Genomic DNA, 19,788 nt, shown 5'->3' on the forward strand with positions numbered 1-19,788 from the left:
TCGCGCCTGATCGTGCCTCTCCCTGGCAACGGAGGGCCGGCGCTGTCCCGCCACGGACAACATTCTCCAGCTGACATGCGCTAGCCCGTGTGTCAGCTTTTTCCGCTTGACAGGAGTCGACCTTGTCCCCACTGCTGGAAGTCAGAGGACTTTGCACCGAGTTCCGCCTCGGCCCCCGTACCCTGAAAGCGGTCCGCGGCGTCGATCTTGACCTTGAGCCGGGTGAGACCCTGGCGCTGGTCGGGGAGTCGGGGTGCGGTAAGAGCATCACGGCCGCCTCCATCATGGGGCTGGTACCGCCGCCGGGGAAAATCGTCTCCGGCTCGATCCGCTTCAAGGGGACCGAACTGCTGAAGCTCGGCCCCGAGGAGATGCGGGAGATCAGGGGAAACAGGATCGCCATGGTCTTCCAGGACCCCATGACCTCCCTGAACCCGGTCTTCACCATCGGCAGCCAGATCGCCGAAGGGTTGAGGATCCACCGCGGCCTCGGCAAGGAGGAGGCTGAACGGGAGACGATAGCGATCCTGGGCGAGGTTGGGATCCCGGCGCCGAGGGAGAGGATCAGGGATTATCCGCACCAACTGAGCGGCGGGATGCGGCAACGCGTCATGATCGCCATGGCCCTCGCCTGCCGCCCGGAGCTGGTCATCGCCGACGAACCGACCACCGCCCTCGATGTCACCATCCAGGCCCAGATCCTGGAGCTTCTGGACCGGCTCAAGACCGAGAACCGGATGGGTCTCATCCTGATCACCCACAACCTCGGCATCGTGGCGGAGCGCGCCCACCGGACCGCCATCATGTATGCCGGCGAGATAGTCGAGATGGCCCCCACCGACGAGCTTTTCGAAAATCCGCTCCACCCCTACACCCGGGGCCTTCTGGCCTCGCTCCCGGAGTTCGCCGAACCGGGCGAGCCCCTGGCCACCATCGCCGGCACGGTACCGGACCTGAAGGGTGCCCTGGCCGGTTGCGCCTTCAGGGCGCGCTGCCCGGTGGGCGACGAAAGCTGCATGGAGACGGCAACAGAGATGAGGGAGGCAGGCGCCGGGCATACCGTCCGCTGCCTGAAGGCCTGAAATGACAGCTCTTATCACCACGGAAAGCCTTTACAAACAGTTCCACGTCAGGGGCGGGGCCTTCGGCGAGAAACAGGTGCTGACCGCTGTGGCCGGTGTCGAGCTGGAGATCAGGGCCGGCGAGACGCTGGGGATTGCCGGGGAGTCCGGTTGCGGGAAGTCCACCCTGGCGCGCCTTTTGACCGCCCTGACCCCGCCGACACAGGGAGTGATCCGATACCAGGGGAAAGACCTGGCCCACATGACCAGGGACGAAATGGCGGTCTTCAGGAAGGACGTGCAGATGATCTTCCAGGATCCCTTCTCGTCGCTCAACCCGAGGATGCGGGTCTCGGAGATCATCGCCGAGCCGCTGGCCATCCACCGCATCGGGACCTCGGGTCAAAGGCGCGAGCGGGTGGAAGAACTGCTGGAGCGTGTCGGACTCTCCGGTGACCAGCTCTCCCGCTTCCCCCACGAATTCTCCGGCGGCCAGAGGCAGCGGATCGGCATCGCCCGCGCATTGGCGGTCTCGCCGAAGCTGATCATCGCCGACGAGCCGGTCTCGGCGCTGGACCTCTCGATCCAGGCCCAGATCATCAACCTGCTGCAGGAGGTGAAGCGGGAGCTCGGCCTCTCCTTCCTCTTCATCACCCACGACCTCTCGGTCCTCAGGCACCTGAGCGACAGGATAGCCATCATGTACCTGGGAAGGATCGTAGAGAGCGGCAGCCGGGACGACGTCCTCTCCAGGCCGCTGCACCCCTACACGGAGGCGCTTTTGAGCGCCATCCCCAGCATCGACCCGGAGAAGAGAAGGCGCCGGGTGATCGCGCGGGGTGAGCTCCCCTCCCCCCTGTCACCTCCTCCCGGCTGCCCCTTCCACACCCGCTGTCCCTATGCGGAGAAGGTCTGCAGCGAGGTGCGTCCCGAACTGGACGAAAAGGAGCCGGGCCACCGCGCAGCCTGCCACTTCAGCGACAAGATCTACCGCTCGCGCTGAAGCTGGGGATTGACAAAAAATACATTCCTATATATAGATATTGTAGAAGTATACAGTTTGGAGGATACAGAACTTGGCATTCGATAAGAGCAGGGAATTCGCAAAGGAAGCGGAGATACTGAAGGTGCTCGGGCACCCGATCAGGTTGAAGATAGTGGCGGGACTTTGCACCCAGGAGTGCAACGTCAAGCACATTTGGGAGTGCCTCGGGCTGCCGCAGGCGACCGTTTCGCAGCATCTTGCGCTGCTGAAGAACAAGGGGATCATCGAGGGAACCAGGGACGGCGTCGAGGTACGCTACACGGTGGTGAGTCCGTTAGTGCGCCAGCTCCTGACCGTGATGTACCAGCCGTGAAAAAACCGGGGCGTCGAAGGCTGCAACCTTTGACGCCCTGCATTCGACCGCGCCTGACGAACCGCGCGATCTTGTTCGAAAAACTTGCCACTTGGACGGGCTCGGGGTCTAAGACCCGCTGACATCGAGCTCGACCACCCTTAGCGCCGGAGAGCCGACCGCCCCGAAGAAGCGGAGATCATCGGCGACCATATCGACCCCACGGAAGAGTTCCAGCAGGTTACCCGCGATGGCGATACCCTTCACCGGGTGACCGATCACTCCCCCCTCCACGTAGAAGCCGGCCGCTCCCACCGAGAAATCACCCGAAATAGGATTGGCGGTGTGTATGCCCATGACATCGGTGATAAGGACTCCCTTCTCCATGCCGGCCACCAGTTTCTCGACAGCTTCCGCACCAGCCTCGATGAAGAGGTTATGGACCCCCATCCTGGGCGCACTCTTGACCCCGCCGCGCACGGCATTCCCTGTCGAGGCAGCACCCATCCTTTTCCCCCAGTAGCTGTCGTAGAGAAAGCCCTGCAGCACCCCTCCAGCCACCAGCAGGGTATCCTGCTGCGGCACCCCCTCCCCATCGCAGGGAGCGGTCCCCATCCCGGCAGCAAGAATCCCGTTATCCCTCACCGTTATCAGCTCGGAGAAGAGCCTCTCCCCTACCCGCCCACGGAAGAGGCTTTTCCCCTTTTCCACGTTTTCGGCCAGGAACGAGGCGGAAACGACCTCGAGGAGCTCCGAAGCCACGTGGTTGTCGAGCACGGCGGGGCAACGCATGGTGGGTATGGTGCGGGCGCCGAGAAGCGAGGTCGCCTTGCTGGCGGCGCGGGCGGCGATCCGTCCGAGGTCGATTCCGGAGAAGCGGGTGGAGAAGTCGAAATCCCACCCCATCTGCGCGGAGCTGTCCTCCTCGGCCACCACCGAGACGCTGCATGAGACGTGGCTCCCCCGGTAGCCGGCGCTCAAACCGTGGGAGTTGCGGATGAGGTAATGGTGCCGGGAGTCGCTGTAGCTGCATTTGCGGACCCTCTTGATCCTGGGATCGCGGGCAAGAACCAGGCGCTCGAGTTCCAGCGCCCTTTCGACCTTTTGTTCCTCCGGGATCTCCCCCAACTCCTCGTCCCAAAGATCCGGGACTTCCGGATAGGAGGCTGCCGCGGCAGGGAGAAGGTAGCAGGGGTCCGGCGTCTGCATCCTTGCCGCAACCAGGGCGCCATCAACCATCCGTTCGAGGGCATGCGGATCGATCGTCGTGGAGAAGGAGAAGCCGAGGCCTTCGCCGTCCAGGACCCGGACCGCGATCCCGAAAGGCTCGGCACACTTGTAGGCGTCGAGTTTCCCGCCCTTGGCCTCCACGGTCAGATCCCGAGACTGCAGGACCATGATCTCGTAGCCGTCAAGCTGTCGCCCCTTCAGGAGCCGTTCTACGGTGTCCGCGTGCTGTGACAGGTCCATGGGTTACCTCGGAGATTGGGGGATGGGGATTGGGGACTGGGTAATTGTAGCACGAACGGACTCAGCTCGAAGCTGTAGGAGCGCCCTTCCGGGCGCGAATGGACCCCTTTGCCCCGGGCCCGTCGAAGAGCGAATGGACCCGTTCGTCGAAGGGCGAAGGACCCCTTTGCCCTGAGCCCGTCGAAGGGCGAAGGACCCGTTCGCCCTGAGCCCGTCGAAGGGCGCAAAGGTCTTAGAGATCGAGGATCATGGCGATCTCGTCGCAGTCGGGGAACTTCACGCACTTGATGCAGTCTCCCCAGACTTTATGGGGAAGCTCCGATTTGTCGACCACCACGAAGCCGAACTTGGCGAAGAAGTCGGGCTTGTAGGTCAGGCAGAAAAGCCTCTTGAGACCGAGGCTGCGGGCCTCATCCAGACAGGCTCCGACCACCTGGGTACCGATACCGCGGCGCCCCACCCCCTCGGCGACGGCGACCGAACGCACCTCCGCCAGGTCCTCCCAGACAATGTGCAGCGCCGAAGTGCCCAGCACCTGCCCATCCTCCTCGTAGATATAGAAATCACGCAGCGAGTCGTAGAGCTCGGAGAGCGAGCGGGAGAGCATCTCCCCGCGGGTCGCAAAGCTCGAAAGGAGTTTCTGTATATCCTTCACGTCGCTGATTTTGGCCTTCCTGATCATGCACCTGCCTCCTGGATCATCTCCCTGGCGTGTTCCAGGGTCTTCTGTGTCACCCTTGCGCCGCTCAGCATGCGCGCCACCTCGGCTACCCTGCCTTCCCCCTCCAGCCTTTCCACAGAGGTGGCGGTCCGACCCTCGCTGACGGCCTTTTCCACCTTGAGGTGCAGGTCGGCAAAGGCCGCCACCTGCGGCAGATGGGTGATCGCCAGCACCTGCTGCGCGGCCGCCACCCTCTTCAGCTTCACCCCCACCAGCGCGGAGGTGGCGCCGCCGATGCCGCTATCCACCTCGTCGAAGATCAGGGTCGGGACCTCGCTCTCGGGATGAATCTGCTTCAAGGCCAGCATCAGCCGGGAAAGCTCCCCCCCCGAGGCGATCTTGGCAAGGGGCCTCGCCGGCTCACCCGGGTTGGGTGAGAAGAGGAACTCGGCCCGCTCGAAACCGTGGGGCCTCGGCTCAGGGTGCGGCTCGAAAGAGGTCTCGAAGACGGCATGGTTCATGGCGAGCTCCCGCAGCTCCCTCTCCATCCCCGCCTTGAGCGCTTCGGCACCCTCGGCGCGAGCCTTGGTCAGCCTGGCGCCGAGCGCGGCCAGCTCATCCCTCAGGGACGACATCCCGGCCACCAGCTCGTCGCGGGTCTCCTCGCGCCTGGCAAGGGTCGCCAGTTCCGCGTCCACGGTCTCCTGGTAGGCCAGGATCTCGGCGACGTTCGCCCCGTACTTGCGCTTCAGGCGGTTGATCGCGTCGATGCGATCCTCCAGCTGCTCAAGACGTCCGGGATCGGCCTCAACCTTGGCCGCGTAGTCGCGAAGGGTGAGAGAGGCATCCTCCAGCTGCGCATAAGCCCCCTCAAGGGTCTCGACCACCGGCGAGAGGGCGTGGTCGATGGCGCCGGCCTCGGAGACCGCGGCAACGACCCTCTGGAGGGCGCCCAGGAGCGCGCTGTCGCCGCCGTAAAGGGCATCGAAGGCCTGCTGGCTGGAGGCCAGGAGCTTCTCGCCGTGGGCAAGGCGCTTACGCTCCTCGGCAAGCTCTTCCTCCTCGCCGGGGTAAAGCCTGGCATCGGCTATCTCCTGGCTCTGGAACGAGAGGAGATCGATGCGGCGGGCCGCCTCGCGCTCCCCCTGCTCCAGGGCCTCCAGCTCCTCCTTGGCCTTCTGGTATTCATGGAAGGAGGCGGCGAAGGAGTCGCGAAGCTCGAGGGCGCCGGAGAAGCCGTCCAGAAGCCTCAGGTGGTGATCGGTCCTCAAGAGCGACTGGGAATCGTGCTGCCCGCAGATGTTGATCAGGGCGCGGGAAAGGTCCGAGAGCATGGAGATGGTGGCGAGGCTGCCGGCGATGAAGACACGGTTCCTCCCTCCGCGGGAGATGATCCTGCGGACCACCAGCTCGCCGTCGCAGTCGATGCCGCTCTCCGACAGCGTTTCCAGGAGCGCCGGAGCGCCGGCAAGGTCGAAGAGCGCCTCAACCGAGGCCTCATCGGCGCCGGAACGGATCAGCTCCGCATTGGCCCTGCCGCCCAGGATCAGGTTGACGGCATCGATTATGATCGACTTCCCCGCCCCGGTCTCGCCGGTCAGTATGTTCAGGCCGCCGTTGAACTCCACGTGGAGCTTGTCGATGATGGCCAGGTTGGTTATCTGCAGTTCTCTTAGCATAAGGAGGTTTTCGCTTTATCGTTATGAGCCGGCCGCGCCGCTCGCCTAGCGCTCTCCCCATTTGAGTTTGGTCCGGAGCACCTCGAAGTAGTCCTTGCTCCTCGACTGGACCAGCCGCGTCATGTGGGTCGAACGGGTTATCTGCACTACGTCGCCATTGATCAGCTTGACTCCGACCTGGCCGTCGAGGGTCAGGAAGACGGCCTCGTCGACGCCGGAAACGAGCTTGATGGAGATGCTGGCGTCCTTGGCGACCACGAGTGGCCGGTTGGTCAGGGTATGGGGGCAGATCGGGGTGATGGAGATGCACTCCAGGGCCGGATGTATGATCGGGCCGTTGGCGGAAAGCGAATAGCCGGTCGAGCCGGTCGGGGTCGAGACGATGAGTCCGTCGGCCTTGAAGGTGGTGACGTAGCGCCCGTCCACCGAGGTCTCCATGTCGATAATCCTGGCCAGGGCTCCCTTGTTGATGACGACATCGTTGAGCACGCGATGGTGCTCGATCACCTCCCCGGCCCGCTCCACCGAGGCCAGGAGCATCATGCGTTCGCTCACCTCGAAATCGCCGTCGAGGCAGCGCTCGACCGCGGGGTAGAGCTCGTCCAGGGTGATTTCGGTGAGGAACCCGAGGCTCCCGAGGTTTACGCCGAGAATGGGAATGTCGCGCTCGCCCACCAGGCGCGCCGCGGAAATCAGGGTACCGTCGCCGCCGAGAACCACGACGAGATCGGCGTCACGGGCTATTTCCGAACTCTCCACGCTCTGCGCCGCACTCGGCCGCCTGAGCTGTTTGGAGAGGTGATCCTCAACCCTGGCAGTCACTCCGCGCTGTGTCAGCCACTCTGTCAACTGCTGTGCAACACCAAGACAACGGGGGTCATGTACTTTAGCAAAAATGGCTATTTTTTTCACTACAACCCCTTTACTTGTATTGTAATCTAGGATTTACTAGCATATATACTCTTGCATGTCCAACGGAAACTCGACCGCCTAAAGCCGCACTCACACACCATCGCAGCACCAAAACCACGCCAATAATCAGGTGAACCATGACCGAAGGACTGGTGACTGAAGAGGGAATCGGCATGACTGACGAAACCGGCATGACTGGAGAGATGATAGGCGTCAGCGAAGAGCTCGACAAGCAGATGAGCATCATCAAATCCTTCCTTGAGCACCTGGAATACACTCTCGGCAAGGACAAGTACTCGGCCACCAAGTACGACAGCTTCAACGCCCTGGCCTATGCGGTCCGGGACCACCTGGTGGAGCGCTGGCTCGACACCCAGCAGGCGTATTACAACCTGGACAACAAGAGGGTCTATTACATCTCCATGGAATTCCTCATGGGGAGGACCCTGGGAAACAGCCTGATCAACCTCGGCGTGTGGGGCGATTTCAAGGACGCCATCGACTCGCTGGGGCGCGACTTCTTCGAGATCCTCAACGAGGAGCAGGACGCGGGGCTGGGCAACGGAGGTCTCGGGCGGCTTGCCGCCTGCTTCCTCGACTCCATGGCCACCATGTCGATCCCCGCCTACGGTTACGGGATCCGCTACGAGTACGGCATCTTCCGGCAGGCCATCAGCGAGGGCCACCAGATCGAAATCCCCGACAACTGGCTGCGCTACCGCAACCCCTGGGAGCTCGACCGGCAGGAGCACCTGCACACGGTCAAGTTCTACGGGCGGGTGATCACCACCATGGACAAGGAGACCGGAAGGCTGGTGCGGGAGTGGGTTGATACGGAGGACGTCATGGCCATGGCCTACGACACCCCGATCCCCGGCTACCAGACCGAGACGGTCAACACCCTGAGGCTTTGGAGCGCCAAGTCCAGCCGCGAATTCGACCTGAAGTTCTTCAACGAGGGGAACTACATCCGTGCCGTGGAGAAGAAGATGCAGTCCGAGACCATCTCCAAGGTCCTCTATCCGGCCGACAACGTCATCGAGGGGAAGGAGCTGCGCTTCAAGCAGGAATACTTCCTCGCTTCGGCCACGGTCCATGACGTCCTCTACCGCTTCAAGAAGATGCACAAGGACATGAAGCTTCTCCCCGAGAAGGTGGCCATCCAGCTGAACGACACCCACCCCACCCTGGCCATTCCGGAGCTGATGCGGGTACTGATCGACCTGGAGAACATGGAGTGGGAAGACGCCTGGGAAATCACCCGCAAGACCTTCGCCTACACCAACCACACCATCCTGCCGGAGGCGCTCGAGCTCTGGCCGGTGTGGTTCTTCGAGCAGATCCTGCCGCGGCACCTGCAGCTCATCTACGACATCAACGACAACTTCATCAAGGAGATCAAGGCCCGCTTCCCCGACGACCCGCACCGGATCTCCCGGATGTCGATCGTCGAGGAGCACTGGGAGCGGAAGATCCGCATGGCGCACCTGGCCATCGTCGGCAGCCATTCGGTGAACGGAGTGGCGGCGCTGCACTCTGAGATCCTCAAGAAGGACCTGTTCCGGGACTTCTACGAGATGTATCCTGAGAGGTTCAACAACAAGACCAACGGCATCACCCAGAGACGCTGGCTCAAGATGGCGAACCCGCTCCTCGCCGACCTGATCGACGAATACATAGGCGACGCCTGGACCCGCGATCTCTACGAGCTGAACAGGAAGCTCAGGCCGCTGGCCGACAATGTCGAATTCCGGGAGAAGTGGCAGGAGGTGAAGAGGTCCAACAAGGAGTGCCTGCGCCAGTACATCCTCAAGCACAACGAGATCGACGTCGATCCCGACTCGATGTTCGACGTCCAGGTGAAGAGGATGCACGAGTACAAGCGCCAGCTTCTGAACGTGCTGCACATCATCACCCTGTACAACCGGATCAAGGACAACCCGCGGGGCGACTACGTCCCGCGCACCTTCATCTTCGCCGGAAAAGCCGCGCCGGCCTATGCCGCAGCCAAGCTGATCATCAGGCTGATCAACGCCGTGGCCTCGGTGGTGAACCGCGACCCGGACGTGGCGGGCCGTATCAAGGTGATCTTCCTGGCCAACTACAGCGTGACCCTGGCCGAGGGCATCTTCCCGGCCTCCGACCTCTCCGAACAGATCTCCACCGCCGGGACCGAGGCCTCCGGCACGGGGAACATGAAGTTCGCCCTCAACGGCGCCCTGACCATCGGGACCCTCGACGGCGCCAACATAGAGATCATGGAGGAGGTCGGCAGGGAAAACATCTTCATCTTTGGACTGACCGCATCAGACGTAGCCGAGCTGAGGGAGCGCGGCTACAATCCGAAAGAATACTACAACGCCAACCCCGAGCTCAAACGGGTGCTGGACATGATCGCTTCCGGCTTCTTCTCGCCCGGCGCACCCGAACTCTTCACCCCGCTCACCGATTCGCTTTTGAACCTGGGGGACCATTACATGCTGCTGGCCGACTACGCCTCCTACGTCGCCTGCCAGGAAAGGGTCAGCGAACTCTTCCTGCAGAAGGACGAGTGGGCGCGCCAGGCCATTCTCAACGCGGCAGGTATGGGGAAATTCTCCAGCGACAGGACCATCAAGGAGTATGCTGAAGAGATCTGGGGCATCCAACCGATCGATATCCGCCCTGGGGCCGCAGAACTGGAGCACTGATTGGATCTCTTCACAACTAATAGTACCGAAATCGCACCACTGGCCGAGAGGATGCGGCCACGCACCATTTCCGAATATCTTGGTCAAGGCCACATTCTGGGCGAGGGAAAGCTCCTGCGCCGCCTGATCGAGACCGACCGTCTCACCTCGCTGATCTTCTGGGGTCCACCGGGAAGCGGCAAGACCACCCTCGCCAAGATCATCGCCAACGCCACCAAGTCCCACTTCATCTTCTTCTCCGCCATCATGAGCGGGATCAAGGAGATCCGCGAGGTGGTCAAGGAGGCCGAGGACACCCTCAGGTACCAGGGGAAGCGGACCATCCTCTTCGTGGACGAGATTCACCGCTTCAACAAGTCCCAGCAGGACGCTTTCCTCCCCTACGTCGAGCGCGGCACCTTCACCATGATCGGCGCCACCACCGAGAACCCCTCCTTCGAGGTCATCGCCCCGCTTTTATCCCGCTGCAAGGTGCTGGTGCTCAACCCGCTGACCGACGAGGAGGTGATCCAGATCCTCACCAACGCGCTTGAGGATAAGGCGCGTGGCCTGGGCGAGTCGGGGCTGACGGCGGCGCCGGAGGCGCTGCGGTTCATTGCCGAGCAGGCAGCAGGCGACGCCCGGGTGGCGTTGAATACCCTCGAGACCGCGGCCCGCGTGGGGCACGGAGAGGTCATTTCGCTGGAGACGGCGCGGGAGGCGTTGCAGAAGAAGCCGCTTCTCTACGACAAAGGGGGCGAGGAGCATTACAACGTCATCTCCGCCTTCATCAAGTCGATGCGCGGCAGCGACCCCGACGCGGCGCTCTACTGGCTCGCGCGCATGATCGAGTCCGGTGAGGACCCGATCTTCATCCTGAGGCGGATGGTGATCTTCGCCTCCGAGGACGTCGGCAACGCCGATCCGCGGGGTCTGCAGATGGCGGTGTCGGCGCTGCAGGCCTTCCAACTGGTGGGGATGCCCGAGGGGAGGATCATTCTGGGGCAGGCGGTCACCTACCTCGCCACCGCGCCCAAATCCAACGCCTCGTACATGGGGATAAACCAGGCGCTGGACGAGGTCAGGCAGAGCGGCGCCCTGGCGGTGCCGATGCATATCAGGAACGCTCCGACCTCGCTCATGAAGAAGATAGGTTATGGCAAGGGTTACCGCTACCCGCACGACTACGACAAGGGATACGTAGCCCAAGGCTATCTCCCGGACGAGATCGCCGGCCGGCGCTTCTACGAACCGAGGGAGAGCGGCTACGAGAAGAGCATCAAGGACAGGATGGAGTGGATCAAGGGGGAGAGGGAAAAGGGTTGAGATGACTGTTCATTAGACCCGGGGGGATGTTGAAAACGCACCGACCCGTGATATATTCAAGCAGGCCGCAAGCCTTGGCATTTCAGGGGAATCCGCGGCAAACCGAACATCCGGAGTCTGTTATGAAGAAGATAGGGATACTGACCAGCGGCGGTGACTGTTCCGGGATGAACGCCGCCATCCGGAGCGCCACCCGTACCGCACTCGGGCACGGCGTGCAGGTTGTCGGCTTCAAAAAGGGCTACGTCGGGCTCCTGAAGCCTGAGTACATCGACATGGAAACAAAGGACGTGGCGGCAATCCTTCACCGCGGCGGAACCTTTCTGCAATCCGCCCGCAGCGATGAATTCCGGACCGCCTTGGGGCGCGAGAAGGCGGTGCGCCACCTGGAAGAAATGGGGGTCGAGGGGCTCATCATCATCGGAGGCGACGGCTCCCTCAATGGAGCCCTGGCGCTCCACCGCATGGGGGTCCCGGTGATCGGCATCCCCGCCAGCATCGATAACGACATCCCCTTCACCGACATGGCCCTCGGCGTCGACACCGCCCTGAACAACATCATATACGCCGTCGACTGCATCAAGGACACGGCCAGCTCTCACGATCGCGCTTTTGTCATAGAGGTGATGGGCAGGAACTCCGGCTACCTGGCCAGCATGACGGCCATAGCCACCGGCGCCGAATACGCCATCGTTCCGGAGGTTGAGCCGGACATGGAGGATCTCTGCAACCAGCTGCGCCATCGCTACGAGGAGGGGCGCAGCAACGCCATCATCATCCTCGCCGAAGGAGCGGGCCGGGCCCAGAACATAGCGGACACCATCAAGGATGTCATCGGCTTCGAGACCAGGGTTACCGTGCTTGGACACTACCAGCGCGGCGGAGCGCCATCAGTCTTCGACCGCCTGCTGGGAAGCCGGCTTGGCCACTCCGCAGTCGAACTCCTGCTGGCCGGACAGAAAGGGAAGATGGTTGGCCTTTGCTGCAACGCCATCGTCCCCACCCTCCTCGAGACCGTGGTGGTCAGCGAGAAGAGGCAGGCCGACGAACTGCACCACCTGTCACTGATTCTCGGCATCTGAGACCTCTCCAGCTGTAGAAAAGGCGAAGGCCCCGGCACTGCTGCCCGGAGCCTTTTTTTCATCGCTGCTTCCAACGGGTATCCGCACCCGCGGCTGTTCTCTTTGTAGGAGCGCCCTTCCGGGCGCAAACCCGCTGAGGCTGTTCGCGCCTGGAAGGGCGCTCCTACGTGCATTACCGGTCACAGAGGCCGTTCTTTCACCTTTCACCTTTCACCTTTCACCTTTCACCTTTCACCTTTCACCTTTCACCTTTCACCTTTCACCTTTCACCTTTCACCATTCACCATTCACGCCTTTAGGATACAAGAGAGTGATGCCAAGCTCCTTCAGCATCTTCGAGTTGTCCACGATCCTTGATTCCGAAAAATAGGAGATCATCAGCGGCGTCATGATCTTCTTAGCCTCCGACATGGTCACCTGACGAGGTCTCGGGACACCGAGGCGGTCGGCGGCCGCGTTGAAATAATCCGTCATGGTTATGCTGGTGCCGTCGCTTACGTTGAAGATCTCGCCGTCCTTACCGCGCTCGAGTGCCGCGAGGCAGATACGGGAAAGGTCGTCGGCATGGATCCTGTTGGTTAAAGGTGACTCCTCCTCGCGAAGAACGGGCTGCCCCGTGGTAAGCTGCGTTACCGGCAACCGGTCCGCGGAGTAAATCGCGGTCACCCGCAGGATCACGATCTCGACTCCCCGCTCCTTCCCCCAACAGGTAAAGAGCCGCTCCCCGTGCAGACGCCTCCTGCCCCGGGTCGACTGGGGGTTTGGCTCCGTCTCCTCGGTGACCACTTCTCCGCCGCTGTCCCCGTACACGGCACTGGTGCTGATGTAGACCAGCTTCGCCGGCTCCTCACCGGCCGGAATGGCCGAGCAGAAGTTCCGTACCCGGGTCTCCTCTACCCCTCCCCCGACCGGGGGCGCAAGATATATGACGCCGGCGCCCCTGGTCGGGAGCCCCTTGAGTGTTGCCACGTCGTCGAGGTTTCCGCTGAGATGATGCGTTCCCCCAACACGGGCCTCACCGCGGCTGAACGTCGAGACCTTGGTCCCCGCGGCCAGCGAGGCAATGCGCGCCCCGATGGCGCCGCAACCGATGATAAGCAGATCGTTCATTGATGCTCTCCTTCCAGAAGCTGATCCTTTCTATCTATCAGATTAGGCAGATACCTTCCAGCAAAAAGACCCCGCCGACACTGCCAACACTGGACTCATGTGCTAAAGTTATTCATCCAGCGAGGCCAAGGAATGAAACATCATCCAGGCAAATACTTGATGCTCCTGCTAGTGGCAGGACTTACGACAGGGGCACTTGAGCCTAAGCCGCTGTCACGGCCCCCCCTGGAGCAGGAGGAGTACCTCGAAGCCGACGACTGGTTCCAGGCGGGTCTCGCCATGAACGCCGAAGGCCGATACCGTGAGGCGGCTGAGGCCTTTGCCAAGAGCATATCCATTCAACCCGACAATCCTCTTTCCTGGCTTAACTTCGGAACCGACCAGGCCCTGCTCGGTGACTTCAACACGGCGATCGTATCGCTGAGGAAATCGGTCCGCCTCGATCCAAAGCTGGCGCTCGGTTTCGCCAACCTGGCGGAGGTCTGCTTCAGAGCGTACCGGTTCCAGGAAGCCATCGATGCCTACACATCCCTCCTCGTCCTGTGGCCAAACAACCCCAATGCCCTCTACAAACGGGGCCTCGCCTACCTGTCGCTGAACGACGCAGGGAAAGCACAGGCTGAATACCTGGCGCTCAAGATTCTGGACCCTGATCTGGCCGACAAACTGCTGCAGGCGATCACGCGCAACGCCTCAGACCAGGGGGGAGGGAAGAAGTGAGCTACTCGCCTCTGCTGACCGACCTCTACGAGCTGACCATGCTCGCCGGCTACCTCGAAGAAGGGATGCACGAGCAACCGGCGGTATTCGACCTTTTCTTCAGAACCAATCCATTCAAGGGAGGATACGCGATATTCGCGGGACTGGATCCAGCCCTCTCCTACCTGGAAGGGCTGGCCTTCAGCGAAGACGATCTGGCCTACCTCGAAAGGCTCAAAATCTTCCGGCCCAACTTCCTCTCTTACCTGGAGCATTTCCGTTTCAGGGGAAAAATCACCGCCCCTGCGGAAGGTACCGTCGTCTTTGGCCGGGAGCCTCTGCTGACGGTGGAGGGAGGACTCGCCGAGGCACAGTTCGTCGAGACGGCACTGCTCAACATCATCAATTTCCAGACCTTGGTGGCGACCAAGGCTGCCCGGGTCAACGGCGCGGCCGGTGGCGGAATCGTGCTGGAGTTCGGCCTCCGCCGGGCCCAGGGGCCGGACGGGGGTCTATCGGAGGCGCGGGCAGCCTTTGTCGGCGGAGTCCGCAGCACCAGCAACGTCCTGGCGGGGAAGACCTTCGGGATTCCGGTCATGGGTACCCATGCCCACAGCTGGATCATGGCCTTCCCGGATGAACTGACCGCCTTCCGCAGATACGCCGAGATCTTTCCCGACAGCTGCGTTCTCCTGATCGACACCTACGATACCCTGAAGAGCGGTCTCCCCAACGCCCTCGCGGTGGCGGCCGAGCTGAAAGGTCGCGGCCACGCCCTTGTTGGAGTCCGAATCGATTCGGGGGACCTTGCCTATCTCTCCAGGCAGGTACGCGGCGCGCTCGATTCGGCGGGTTTTACCGGGGTCAAGATAGTGGCCTCAAATGAGCTGGACGAATACGTGATCGAGTCCATCCGCTCCGAGGGGGGCAAGGTCGATATCTACGGCGTGGGCACGCGGCTGGCGACCTGCGCCGGAGAAGGTGGCGGCGCCTTGGGAGGAGTCTATAAGCTGGTCCGGTTGGGGGATGAGCCCAAGCTCAAGATAACCAGCGACGTATCCAAGGCGACCCTACCCGACCGGAAGAAGTTGCTGCGGGCGGTCTCGCCAGATGGAAGCTTCATCCAGGATGTCATCTGCCTTTACGGTGAGGATTTGGCTCCTGGCGACACGGTCTACGATCCGGGAAACCCTCTCCAGCATGTGAGGATACCGGCTGAGGCGAGGTTCGTGGAATTGCGCGATGTAGTGATGGCCCTGGGGATGAGGGTGGCCCCTACGCCTACGCTCGAAACCGCAGCGGACCGGTGCGCCGAGGAACTCGGGCGCCTCCCCCAAGGCTGCCACCGCCTGGTCAACCCCCACATCTATAAAGTCTCCATCAGTGAAGGGCTCAACGAACTGAGGCTCAGAATGCTGACCGAGATCCGGGAAAGGATGGGCTAGAGAGAACCCTTCACCCTTCACCCTTCACCTTCCACCTTCACCTTTCACCTTTCACCTTTCACCTTTCACCTTTCACCTTTCACCTTTCACGGGGGTTCACCTTTCACCATTCACGGGAGTTAGGGTGATGAGACGAAGAGCGGCGCTCCTGGTTGTCGACGTGCAGCGGGACTTCTGTCCGGGAGGCTCCCTCCCCGTTCCCGGGGGGGACATGGTGATTCCGGTCCTGAACCGTTATCTTCAGCTTTTCGCCAGGAGAAGCTGCGCCATCTTTGCCTCCAGGGACTGGCATCCCGCTGATAGCCAGCACTTCAGGGGACATGGGGGGCGCTGGCCCTCGCACTGCGTCCAGGGGACTCCGGGCGCGGAATTCCACCCCGAACTGCTCCTTCCTGACGGAACGATCGTGATCTCGAAGGGGATCGCGCGCTGGGATAACGGCTACTCGGCGATGCAGGGCGTCACCGATAACGGCACTCCCTTCACCATGCTGCTGCACCGTCTGGCCCTGGACAGGCTTTACGTGGGAGGGCTCGCCACCGACTACTGCGTGAAGGAGAGCGTGCTGGAGGCGCTCAAGGAGGGATTCCTGGTGACGCTCCTGACGGACGCCATACGAGGGGTGGAACTGGAGCGCGGCGATTCCGACAGGGCCGTCGCCAAGATGGCCGCAGCCGGTGCCGACCTCTCGACCCTCGAATCAATCAGCTCAGCCCTCGCCACAGGGCTCTCATGAAACCACTTCGTCATACAACAACACCATACAAAAATGTAACGACCTCAAAATTCAGCAGGTAAAGGGCATTTCTTTTTGACACGGCAGGCTAAACGCGCTAGATTACGGCACATTAAAATGCACTAGCCCGGGAGCCTGGACATGATTAAGACCAACAACCTGAAGATCAAGAGCATCACCCCTATCATCGCACCTACCGATCTCCGGCAGGTGTTTCCTTTTTCTGAGCAGTCCGGTAACTGCGTGACCGACAGCCGCGCGGCCATCAACCGGATTCTCAGGGGCGAAGACCGCAGGCTGATGGTCGTGGTCGGTCCGTGCTCCATTCATGACACCAAAGGGGCGCTGGAATATGCCGAGCGCCTCGCCGCCCTCTCCAAGGAGGTTTCCGACGAGCTGCTCCTCATCATGCGCGTCTATTTCGAGAAGCCCCGCACCACCGTTGGCTGGAAAGGGCTCATCAACGACCCTGACATGAACGGCACCCACCTGATCTCCAAGGGGCTGGGAATCGCCCGCGGGCTCCTCTGCAAGATCACCGAGATGGGGCTTCCGGTCGCCACCGAGATGCTCGATCCGATCACCCCGGAGTACCTGGCTGACCTCCTCTCCTGGGGGGCAATCGGGGCCAGGACTACCGAGTCGCAGACCCACAGGGAAATGGCCAGCGGCCTCTCCTTCCCGGTCGGGTTCAAAAACGGCACCGACGGCAACCTCCAGATCGCGATAGACGCCATGAAAGCCGCCCTCCACAGCCACAGCTTCCTGGGGATCAACAGGGACGGGCTGAGCTCCATCATCCAAACAAACGGGAACCCCGACGTGCACATGGTGCTCCGCGGCGGAAAGAAGCCGAACTTCGCCCCCGAGGATATCGCCAAGGCGGAGGAGATGCTGACCAAGGCCGGCCTAACCCCCACCGTCATGGTCGACTGCAGCCACGGCAACTCGGAGAAGAAATACGACCGCCAGCCGGCGGTGATGAACAGCGTGATCGATCAGATCGCGGCAGGGAACCGCTCCATCTCGGGCGTGATGATCGAGAGTTACCTGAAGGATGGAAACCAGCCGCTGCCGCAGGACCTCTCGAAGCTGGTCTACGGCGTCTCGATCACCGACGCCTGCATCAGCTGGGAAACGACCGAGAAGACGCTACGCGAGGCACACGCCAGGCTGAAGGCATGCGGCGGGAGGAAGATTTCCTAAAGAGGCGGAATGGCGCAGGGTGCCATCATGGCTGCAATTCCGTATTTGCGTGCTTCGACAAGCTCAGCACGAACGGTTTTCACGCTGAACCGGTTTCAGACAACCTCAGCACGCACGAGTACTCACTTCGAAGGTATATCGGACAAGCTCAGCGCGAATGGTTACTCTCTAAACTAATCCGGACAAGCTCAACACCAAGGGTAACTTACGCTAAACGTGTTGCGACAAGCTCAGCACAAACCGTTACTACTCTACCTATCTTGAAAAACAGCCGTTCACCCTGAGCCTGTCGAAGGGTGTGCTGGCTTTCCAGAATAAGAAAGGCCCCGAGCTCATGCCCGGGGCCTTTCTTACATTCCATCTTTAAATCAGGAATTAGTTTTCGCCACCCTTTTGGCCGTTCTTGGCGGTCACAAGGTAAAGCGGCTTGATGAAGGTCGCCTCGGTGGCAACACGGACCTTCTCCACCACGTCGGGGGCCACCGCGGAGTCGAGGGAGAGGATGACCATGGCCTCGCCCTTCTTTTCCCGCCTGCCGAGGTTCATGGAGGCAATGTTGATCTCGTGCTCGCCCAGGATGGTGCCGATCTTCCCGATGATGCCGGGGCGGTCTCCATAGGCCAACAGCAGCATGTGCTCTTCAGGCTTGAAGTCCATCTGGTAATCACGCAGCTTCACGACGCGCGGAACACCCTCGAACAGGGTGCCGGAGACCAGCCTCTTCTCGCCGGGGCCCTCGATGGTTATGGTGATCAGGTTCGAGAAGTCCTCGGTCTGGCTCGACTTAACCTCGGCAACCACGATCCCCATGTTCTGGGCGACCAGCTGGGCATTGACCATGTTCACGTCCTGCTCGACGCGACGGTTCAGCAGGGAGGCAAGACCGCAGACGGTGATCGGCGTGCAGTCGTACTGAGCGAGGCTGCCGGTGTAGGTGAAGGTGATCTTGTTGAGGTTGGTCTCGGCCAACTGGATGACGAAGTCGGAAAGCACGTTCACCAGGTTCAGGTAAGGACGCATCTGGCCCATGAGGGAGGCGTCGAACCTCGGGATGTTGATGGCGTTCTCGATCGGCTGTTCGTCGAGGTAATGGAGGATCTCACGGGAGACGTCAACCGCCACGTTGACCTGCGCCTCGAAGGTGTTGGCGCCGAGGTGCGGGGTGACGACCAGCTTGTCGTGGGCGATCAGCTTCTTGAGCACTTCCGTATTGGGAGGCTCCTGGCTCCAGACGTCGAATCCGGCGCCTGCCACCCTGCCGGAATCGAGAGCCTCGAGCATCGCCTCCTCGTTGATGATGCCGCCGCGAGCCGCGTTGACGATGATGACGCCCTCTTTCATCGCCGCGAGCTCTTTCTTCCCGATCATGTTGCGGGTCTCTTCGGTGAGCGGAGTGTGGACCGTGATGATGTCGCAGACCCGGATCAGTTCGTCGAGGGTTACCAGCTTTACGCCCAAGTCGAGCGCCCTCTTCTCGGCGATGTAGGGGTCACAGGCGAGGACTTCGCATTCAAAAGCCTTGAGGCGGGTGGCGACGCGGCCGCCGACCTTACCGAGGCCGATGACGCCGGCGGTCCTGCCCTTCAGCTCGTAGCCGGTGAAAGGAGCGCGTTTCCAGGCGCCGCTTTTCAGGGAGTCGTTTGCCTTGGTGATGTTACGGCAGAAAGAAAGGAGCAGCGCCATGGCGTGCTCGGCTGCTGAGTTGGTGTTGCCGAAAGGCGCGTTTACTACGATGACACCTTTGGCGCTGGCGTAATCAACATCGACATTGTCGACGCCGACTCCGGCGCGAGCGACCATCTTAAGGTTCTTTCCGGCGTCGAGCAGCGGCTTATCAACCGTGGTGCCGCTTCTGGTGATGATAACGTCGTAATCCCCAATGATCGAGTAGAGCTCTTCCTTCTTCAGTCCCAGCCTTACGTCAAGTTGCACACGCGGGTCGTGCTGCAAAATAGCCAGTCCTTCCTGAGCCACCTCATCGGTTACGATAATCTTCATTGCCACTCCTTTGTCAAAAGATTTCCTGCGACTTCCTGCTGACCAGTTCTTCGTTCTACGAAACTACTTGCTATGTCCTGCGTTTATATTGGCAAATCAATATTTAAGACTGATTCAAGGCTGCCGGTTTTTTATGAAAGTGAATTCCCCGGTGACCAGATTCACCCTTCACCCTTCACCCTTCACCTTTCACGCCTTTACACGCCTTTATGAAGCTACGGACTTTCTCGGCGTCCTTTCGTCCAGGCGCGAACTCGACACCGCTGGACACGTCGACACCATACGGTCTCACTTTGGCTACGGCAGCGGCGACATTGTCAGGGTTTAGGCCGCCGGCCAGGATGATGGTACCCTTCTCCTTTGCGGCAACCGCGCAGTCCCAATCGAAGCACTCGCC

Annotated in this window: 17 protein-coding genes; 10 read left to right on the forward strand and 7 right to left on the reverse strand. The window is 61.3% G+C overall.

What is annotated here, in order from left to right; translation table 11 throughout:
• Nucleotides 1–122 precede the first annotated feature (122 nt).
• The 3 genes from AC11W3_RS04335 to AC11W3_RS04345 all read left to right on the forward strand — a co-directional run bounded on the left by AC11W3_RS04335 (nt 123) and on the right by AC11W3_RS04345 (nt 2,419).
• On the forward strand, nt 123–1,082 hold the full coding sequence (locus AC11W3_RS04335; RefSeq protein ID WP_484090285.1) for an ABC transporter ATP-binding protein: 960 nt from the start codon (nt 123–125) through the stop codon (nt 1,080–1,082).
• 1 nt (nt 1,083) lies between these two features.
• Nucleotides 1,084–2,064: an ABC transporter ATP-binding protein gene (locus tag AC11W3_RS04340; protein WP_484090286.1), complete on the forward strand. Its 981-nt coding sequence runs from the start codon at nt 1,084–1,086 to the stop codon at nt 2,062–2,064.
• 73 nt (nt 2,065–2,137) lie between these two features.
• Nucleotides 2,138–2,419 carry an ArsR/SmtB family transcription factor gene (locus tag AC11W3_RS04345; RefSeq protein ID WP_484090287.1) on the forward strand — a complete coding sequence of 94 codons (282 nt, stop codon included), beginning with the start codon at nt 2,138–2,140 and terminating at the stop codon, nt 2,417–2,419.
• 108 nt (nt 2,420–2,527) lie between these two features.
• On the opposite strand, the gene AC11W3_RS04350 is transcribed toward AC11W3_RS04345, so the two are convergent.
• From AC11W3_RS04350 to AC11W3_RS04365, 4 genes are all read right to left on the reverse strand, one after another.
• Complete coding sequence (locus AC11W3_RS04350; RefSeq protein ID WP_484090288.1) at nt 2,528–3,868, reverse strand: TldD/PmbA family protein; 1,341 nt, start codon at nt 3,866–3,868, stop codon at nt 2,528–2,530.
• Nucleotides 3,869–4,100: 232 nt separating this feature from the next.
• Entirely contained in the window at nt 4,101–4,550 is a 450-nt protein-coding gene (locus AC11W3_RS04355; RefSeq protein WP_484090289.1) for an N-acetyltransferase, read from the reverse strand.
• Nucleotides 4,547–6,208, reverse strand: a complete 1,662-nt coding sequence (gene recN / locus AC11W3_RS04360) for a DNA repair protein RecN (protein WP_484092560.1) — start codon at nt 6,206–6,208, stop codon at nt 4,547–4,549. The genes AC11W3_RS04355 and recN overlap by 4 nt, the downstream gene beginning before the upstream one ends.
• 45 nt (nt 6,209–6,253) lie before the next feature.
• Nucleotides 6,254–7,120, reverse strand: a complete 867-nt coding sequence (locus AC11W3_RS04365) for an NAD(+)/NADH kinase (protein ID WP_484090291.1) — start codon at nt 7,118–7,120, stop codon at nt 6,254–6,256.
• Nucleotides 7,121–7,311: 191 nt separating this feature from the next.
• On the opposite strand from AC11W3_RS04365, the gene AC11W3_RS04370 reads away from it, so the two are divergent.
• The 3 genes from AC11W3_RS04370 to pfkA all read left to right on the forward strand — a co-directional run bounded on the left by AC11W3_RS04370 (nt 7,312) and on the right by pfkA (nt 12,197).
• Nucleotides 7,312–9,810, forward strand: a complete 2,499-nt coding sequence (locus AC11W3_RS04370; RefSeq protein WP_484090306.1) for a glycogen/starch/alpha-glucan phosphorylase — start codon at nt 7,312–7,314, stop codon at nt 9,808–9,810.
• Nucleotides 9,811–9,861: 51 nt separating this feature from the next.
• Entirely contained in the window at nt 9,862–11,115 is a 1,254-nt protein-coding gene (locus tag AC11W3_RS04375) for a replication-associated recombination protein A (protein WP_484090307.1), read from the forward strand.
• Between the two features lie 122 nt (nt 11,116–11,237).
• Entirely contained in the window at nt 11,238–12,197 is a 960-nt protein-coding gene (pfkA, locus tag AC11W3_RS04380; RefSeq protein WP_484090292.1) for a 6-phosphofructokinase, read from the forward strand.
• Nucleotides 12,198–12,470: 273 nt separating this feature from the next.
• Here pfkA and AC11W3_RS04385 read toward each other — a convergent pair whose 3' ends face one another.
• A complete protein-coding gene (locus tag AC11W3_RS04385) occupies nt 12,471–13,307 on the reverse strand; it encodes an NAD-dependent epimerase/dehydratase family protein (protein WP_484090293.1) in 837 nt (278 codons plus the stop codon).
• A gap of 132 nt (nt 13,308–13,439) precedes the next feature.
• On the opposite strand from AC11W3_RS04385, the gene AC11W3_RS04390 reads away from it, so the two are divergent.
• From AC11W3_RS04390 to AC11W3_RS04405, 4 genes are all read left to right on the forward strand, one after another.
• The gene (locus AC11W3_RS04390; RefSeq protein ID WP_484090294.1) at nt 13,440–14,027 is read left to right on the forward strand and encodes a tetratricopeptide repeat protein; all 588 of its coding nucleotides are present in this window, start codon (nt 13,440–13,442) and stop codon (nt 14,025–14,027) included.
• Entirely contained in the window at nt 14,024–15,451 is a 1,428-nt protein-coding gene (locus AC11W3_RS04395; protein ID WP_484092561.1) for a nicotinate phosphoribosyltransferase, read from the forward strand. The genes AC11W3_RS04390 and AC11W3_RS04395 overlap by 4 nt, the downstream gene beginning before the upstream one ends.
• A gap of 127 nt (nt 15,452–15,578) precedes the next feature.
• Nucleotides 15,579–16,187 carry an isochorismatase family protein gene (locus tag AC11W3_RS04400; protein WP_484090296.1) on the forward strand — a complete coding sequence of 203 codons (609 nt, stop codon included), beginning with the start codon at nt 15,579–15,581 and terminating at the stop codon, nt 16,185–16,187.
• A 141-nt stretch (nt 16,188–16,328) separates the two neighbouring features.
• Nucleotides 16,329–17,393: a 3-deoxy-7-phosphoheptulonate synthase gene (locus AC11W3_RS04405; protein ID WP_484092562.1), complete on the forward strand. Its 1,065-nt coding sequence runs from the start codon at nt 16,329–16,331 to the stop codon at nt 17,391–17,393.
• Between the two features lie 375 nt (nt 17,394–17,768).
• Here AC11W3_RS04405 and serA read toward each other — a convergent pair whose 3' ends face one another.
• Nucleotides 17,769–19,391, reverse strand: coding sequence for a phosphoglycerate dehydrogenase (serA, locus tag AC11W3_RS04410; protein ID WP_484090298.1), 1,623 nt, complete (start codon nt 19,389–19,391; stop codon nt 17,769–17,771).
• A 175-nt stretch (nt 19,392–19,566) separates the two neighbouring features.
• A partial coding sequence (locus AC11W3_RS04415; RefSeq protein WP_484092563.1) for a phosphoribosylanthranilate isomerase occupies nt 19,567–19,788 on the reverse strand: 222 nt, incomplete at its 5' end.

Source organism: Geomonas sp., from assembly GCF_056994735.1.

Bases quoted from the DNA above. Each gene is read 5' to 3' on its own strand.
- AC11W3_RS04340 (WP_484090286.1), top strand. From the start codon at position 1,084: ATGACAGCTCTTATCACCACGGAAAGCCTTTACAAACAGTTCCACGTC.
- AC11W3_RS04350 (WP_484090288.1), bottom strand. From the start codon at position 3,868: ATGGACCTGTCACAGCACGCGGACACCGTAGAACGGCTCCTGAAGGGG.
- AC11W3_RS04355 (WP_484090289.1), bottom strand. From the start codon at position 4,550: ATGATCAGGAAGGCCAAAATCAGCGACGTGAAGGATATACAGAAACTC.
- recN (WP_484092560.1), bottom strand. From the start codon at position 6,208: ATGCTAAGAGAACTGCAGATAACCAACCTGGCCATCATCGACAAGCTC.
- AC11W3_RS04370 (WP_484090306.1), top strand. From the start codon at position 7,312: ATGACTGGAGAGATGATAGGCGTCAGCGAAGAGCTCGACAAGCAGATG.
- AC11W3_RS04375 (WP_484090307.1), top strand. From the start codon at position 9,862: ATGCGGCCACGCACCATTTCCGAATATCTTGGTCAAGGCCACATTCTG.
- pfkA (WP_484090292.1), top strand. From the start codon at position 11,238: ATGAAGAAGATAGGGATACTGACCAGCGGCGGTGACTGTTCCGGGATG.
- AC11W3_RS04385 (WP_484090293.1), bottom strand. From the start codon at position 13,307: ATGAACGATCTGCTTATCATCGGTTGCGGCGCCATCGGGGCGCGCATT.
- AC11W3_RS04390 (WP_484090294.1), top strand. From the start codon at position 13,440: ATGAAACATCATCCAGGCAAATACTTGATGCTCCTGCTAGTGGCAGGA.
- AC11W3_RS04400 (WP_484090296.1), top strand. From the start codon at position 15,579: ATGAGACGAAGAGCGGCGCTCCTGGTTGTCGACGTGCAGCGGGACTTC.
- AC11W3_RS04405 (WP_484092562.1), top strand. From the start codon at position 16,329: ATGATTAAGACCAACAACCTGAAGATCAAGAGCATCACCCCTATCATC.
- serA (WP_484090298.1), bottom strand. From the start codon at position 19,391: ATGAAGATTATCGTAACCGATGAGGTGGCTCAGGAAGGACTGGCTATT.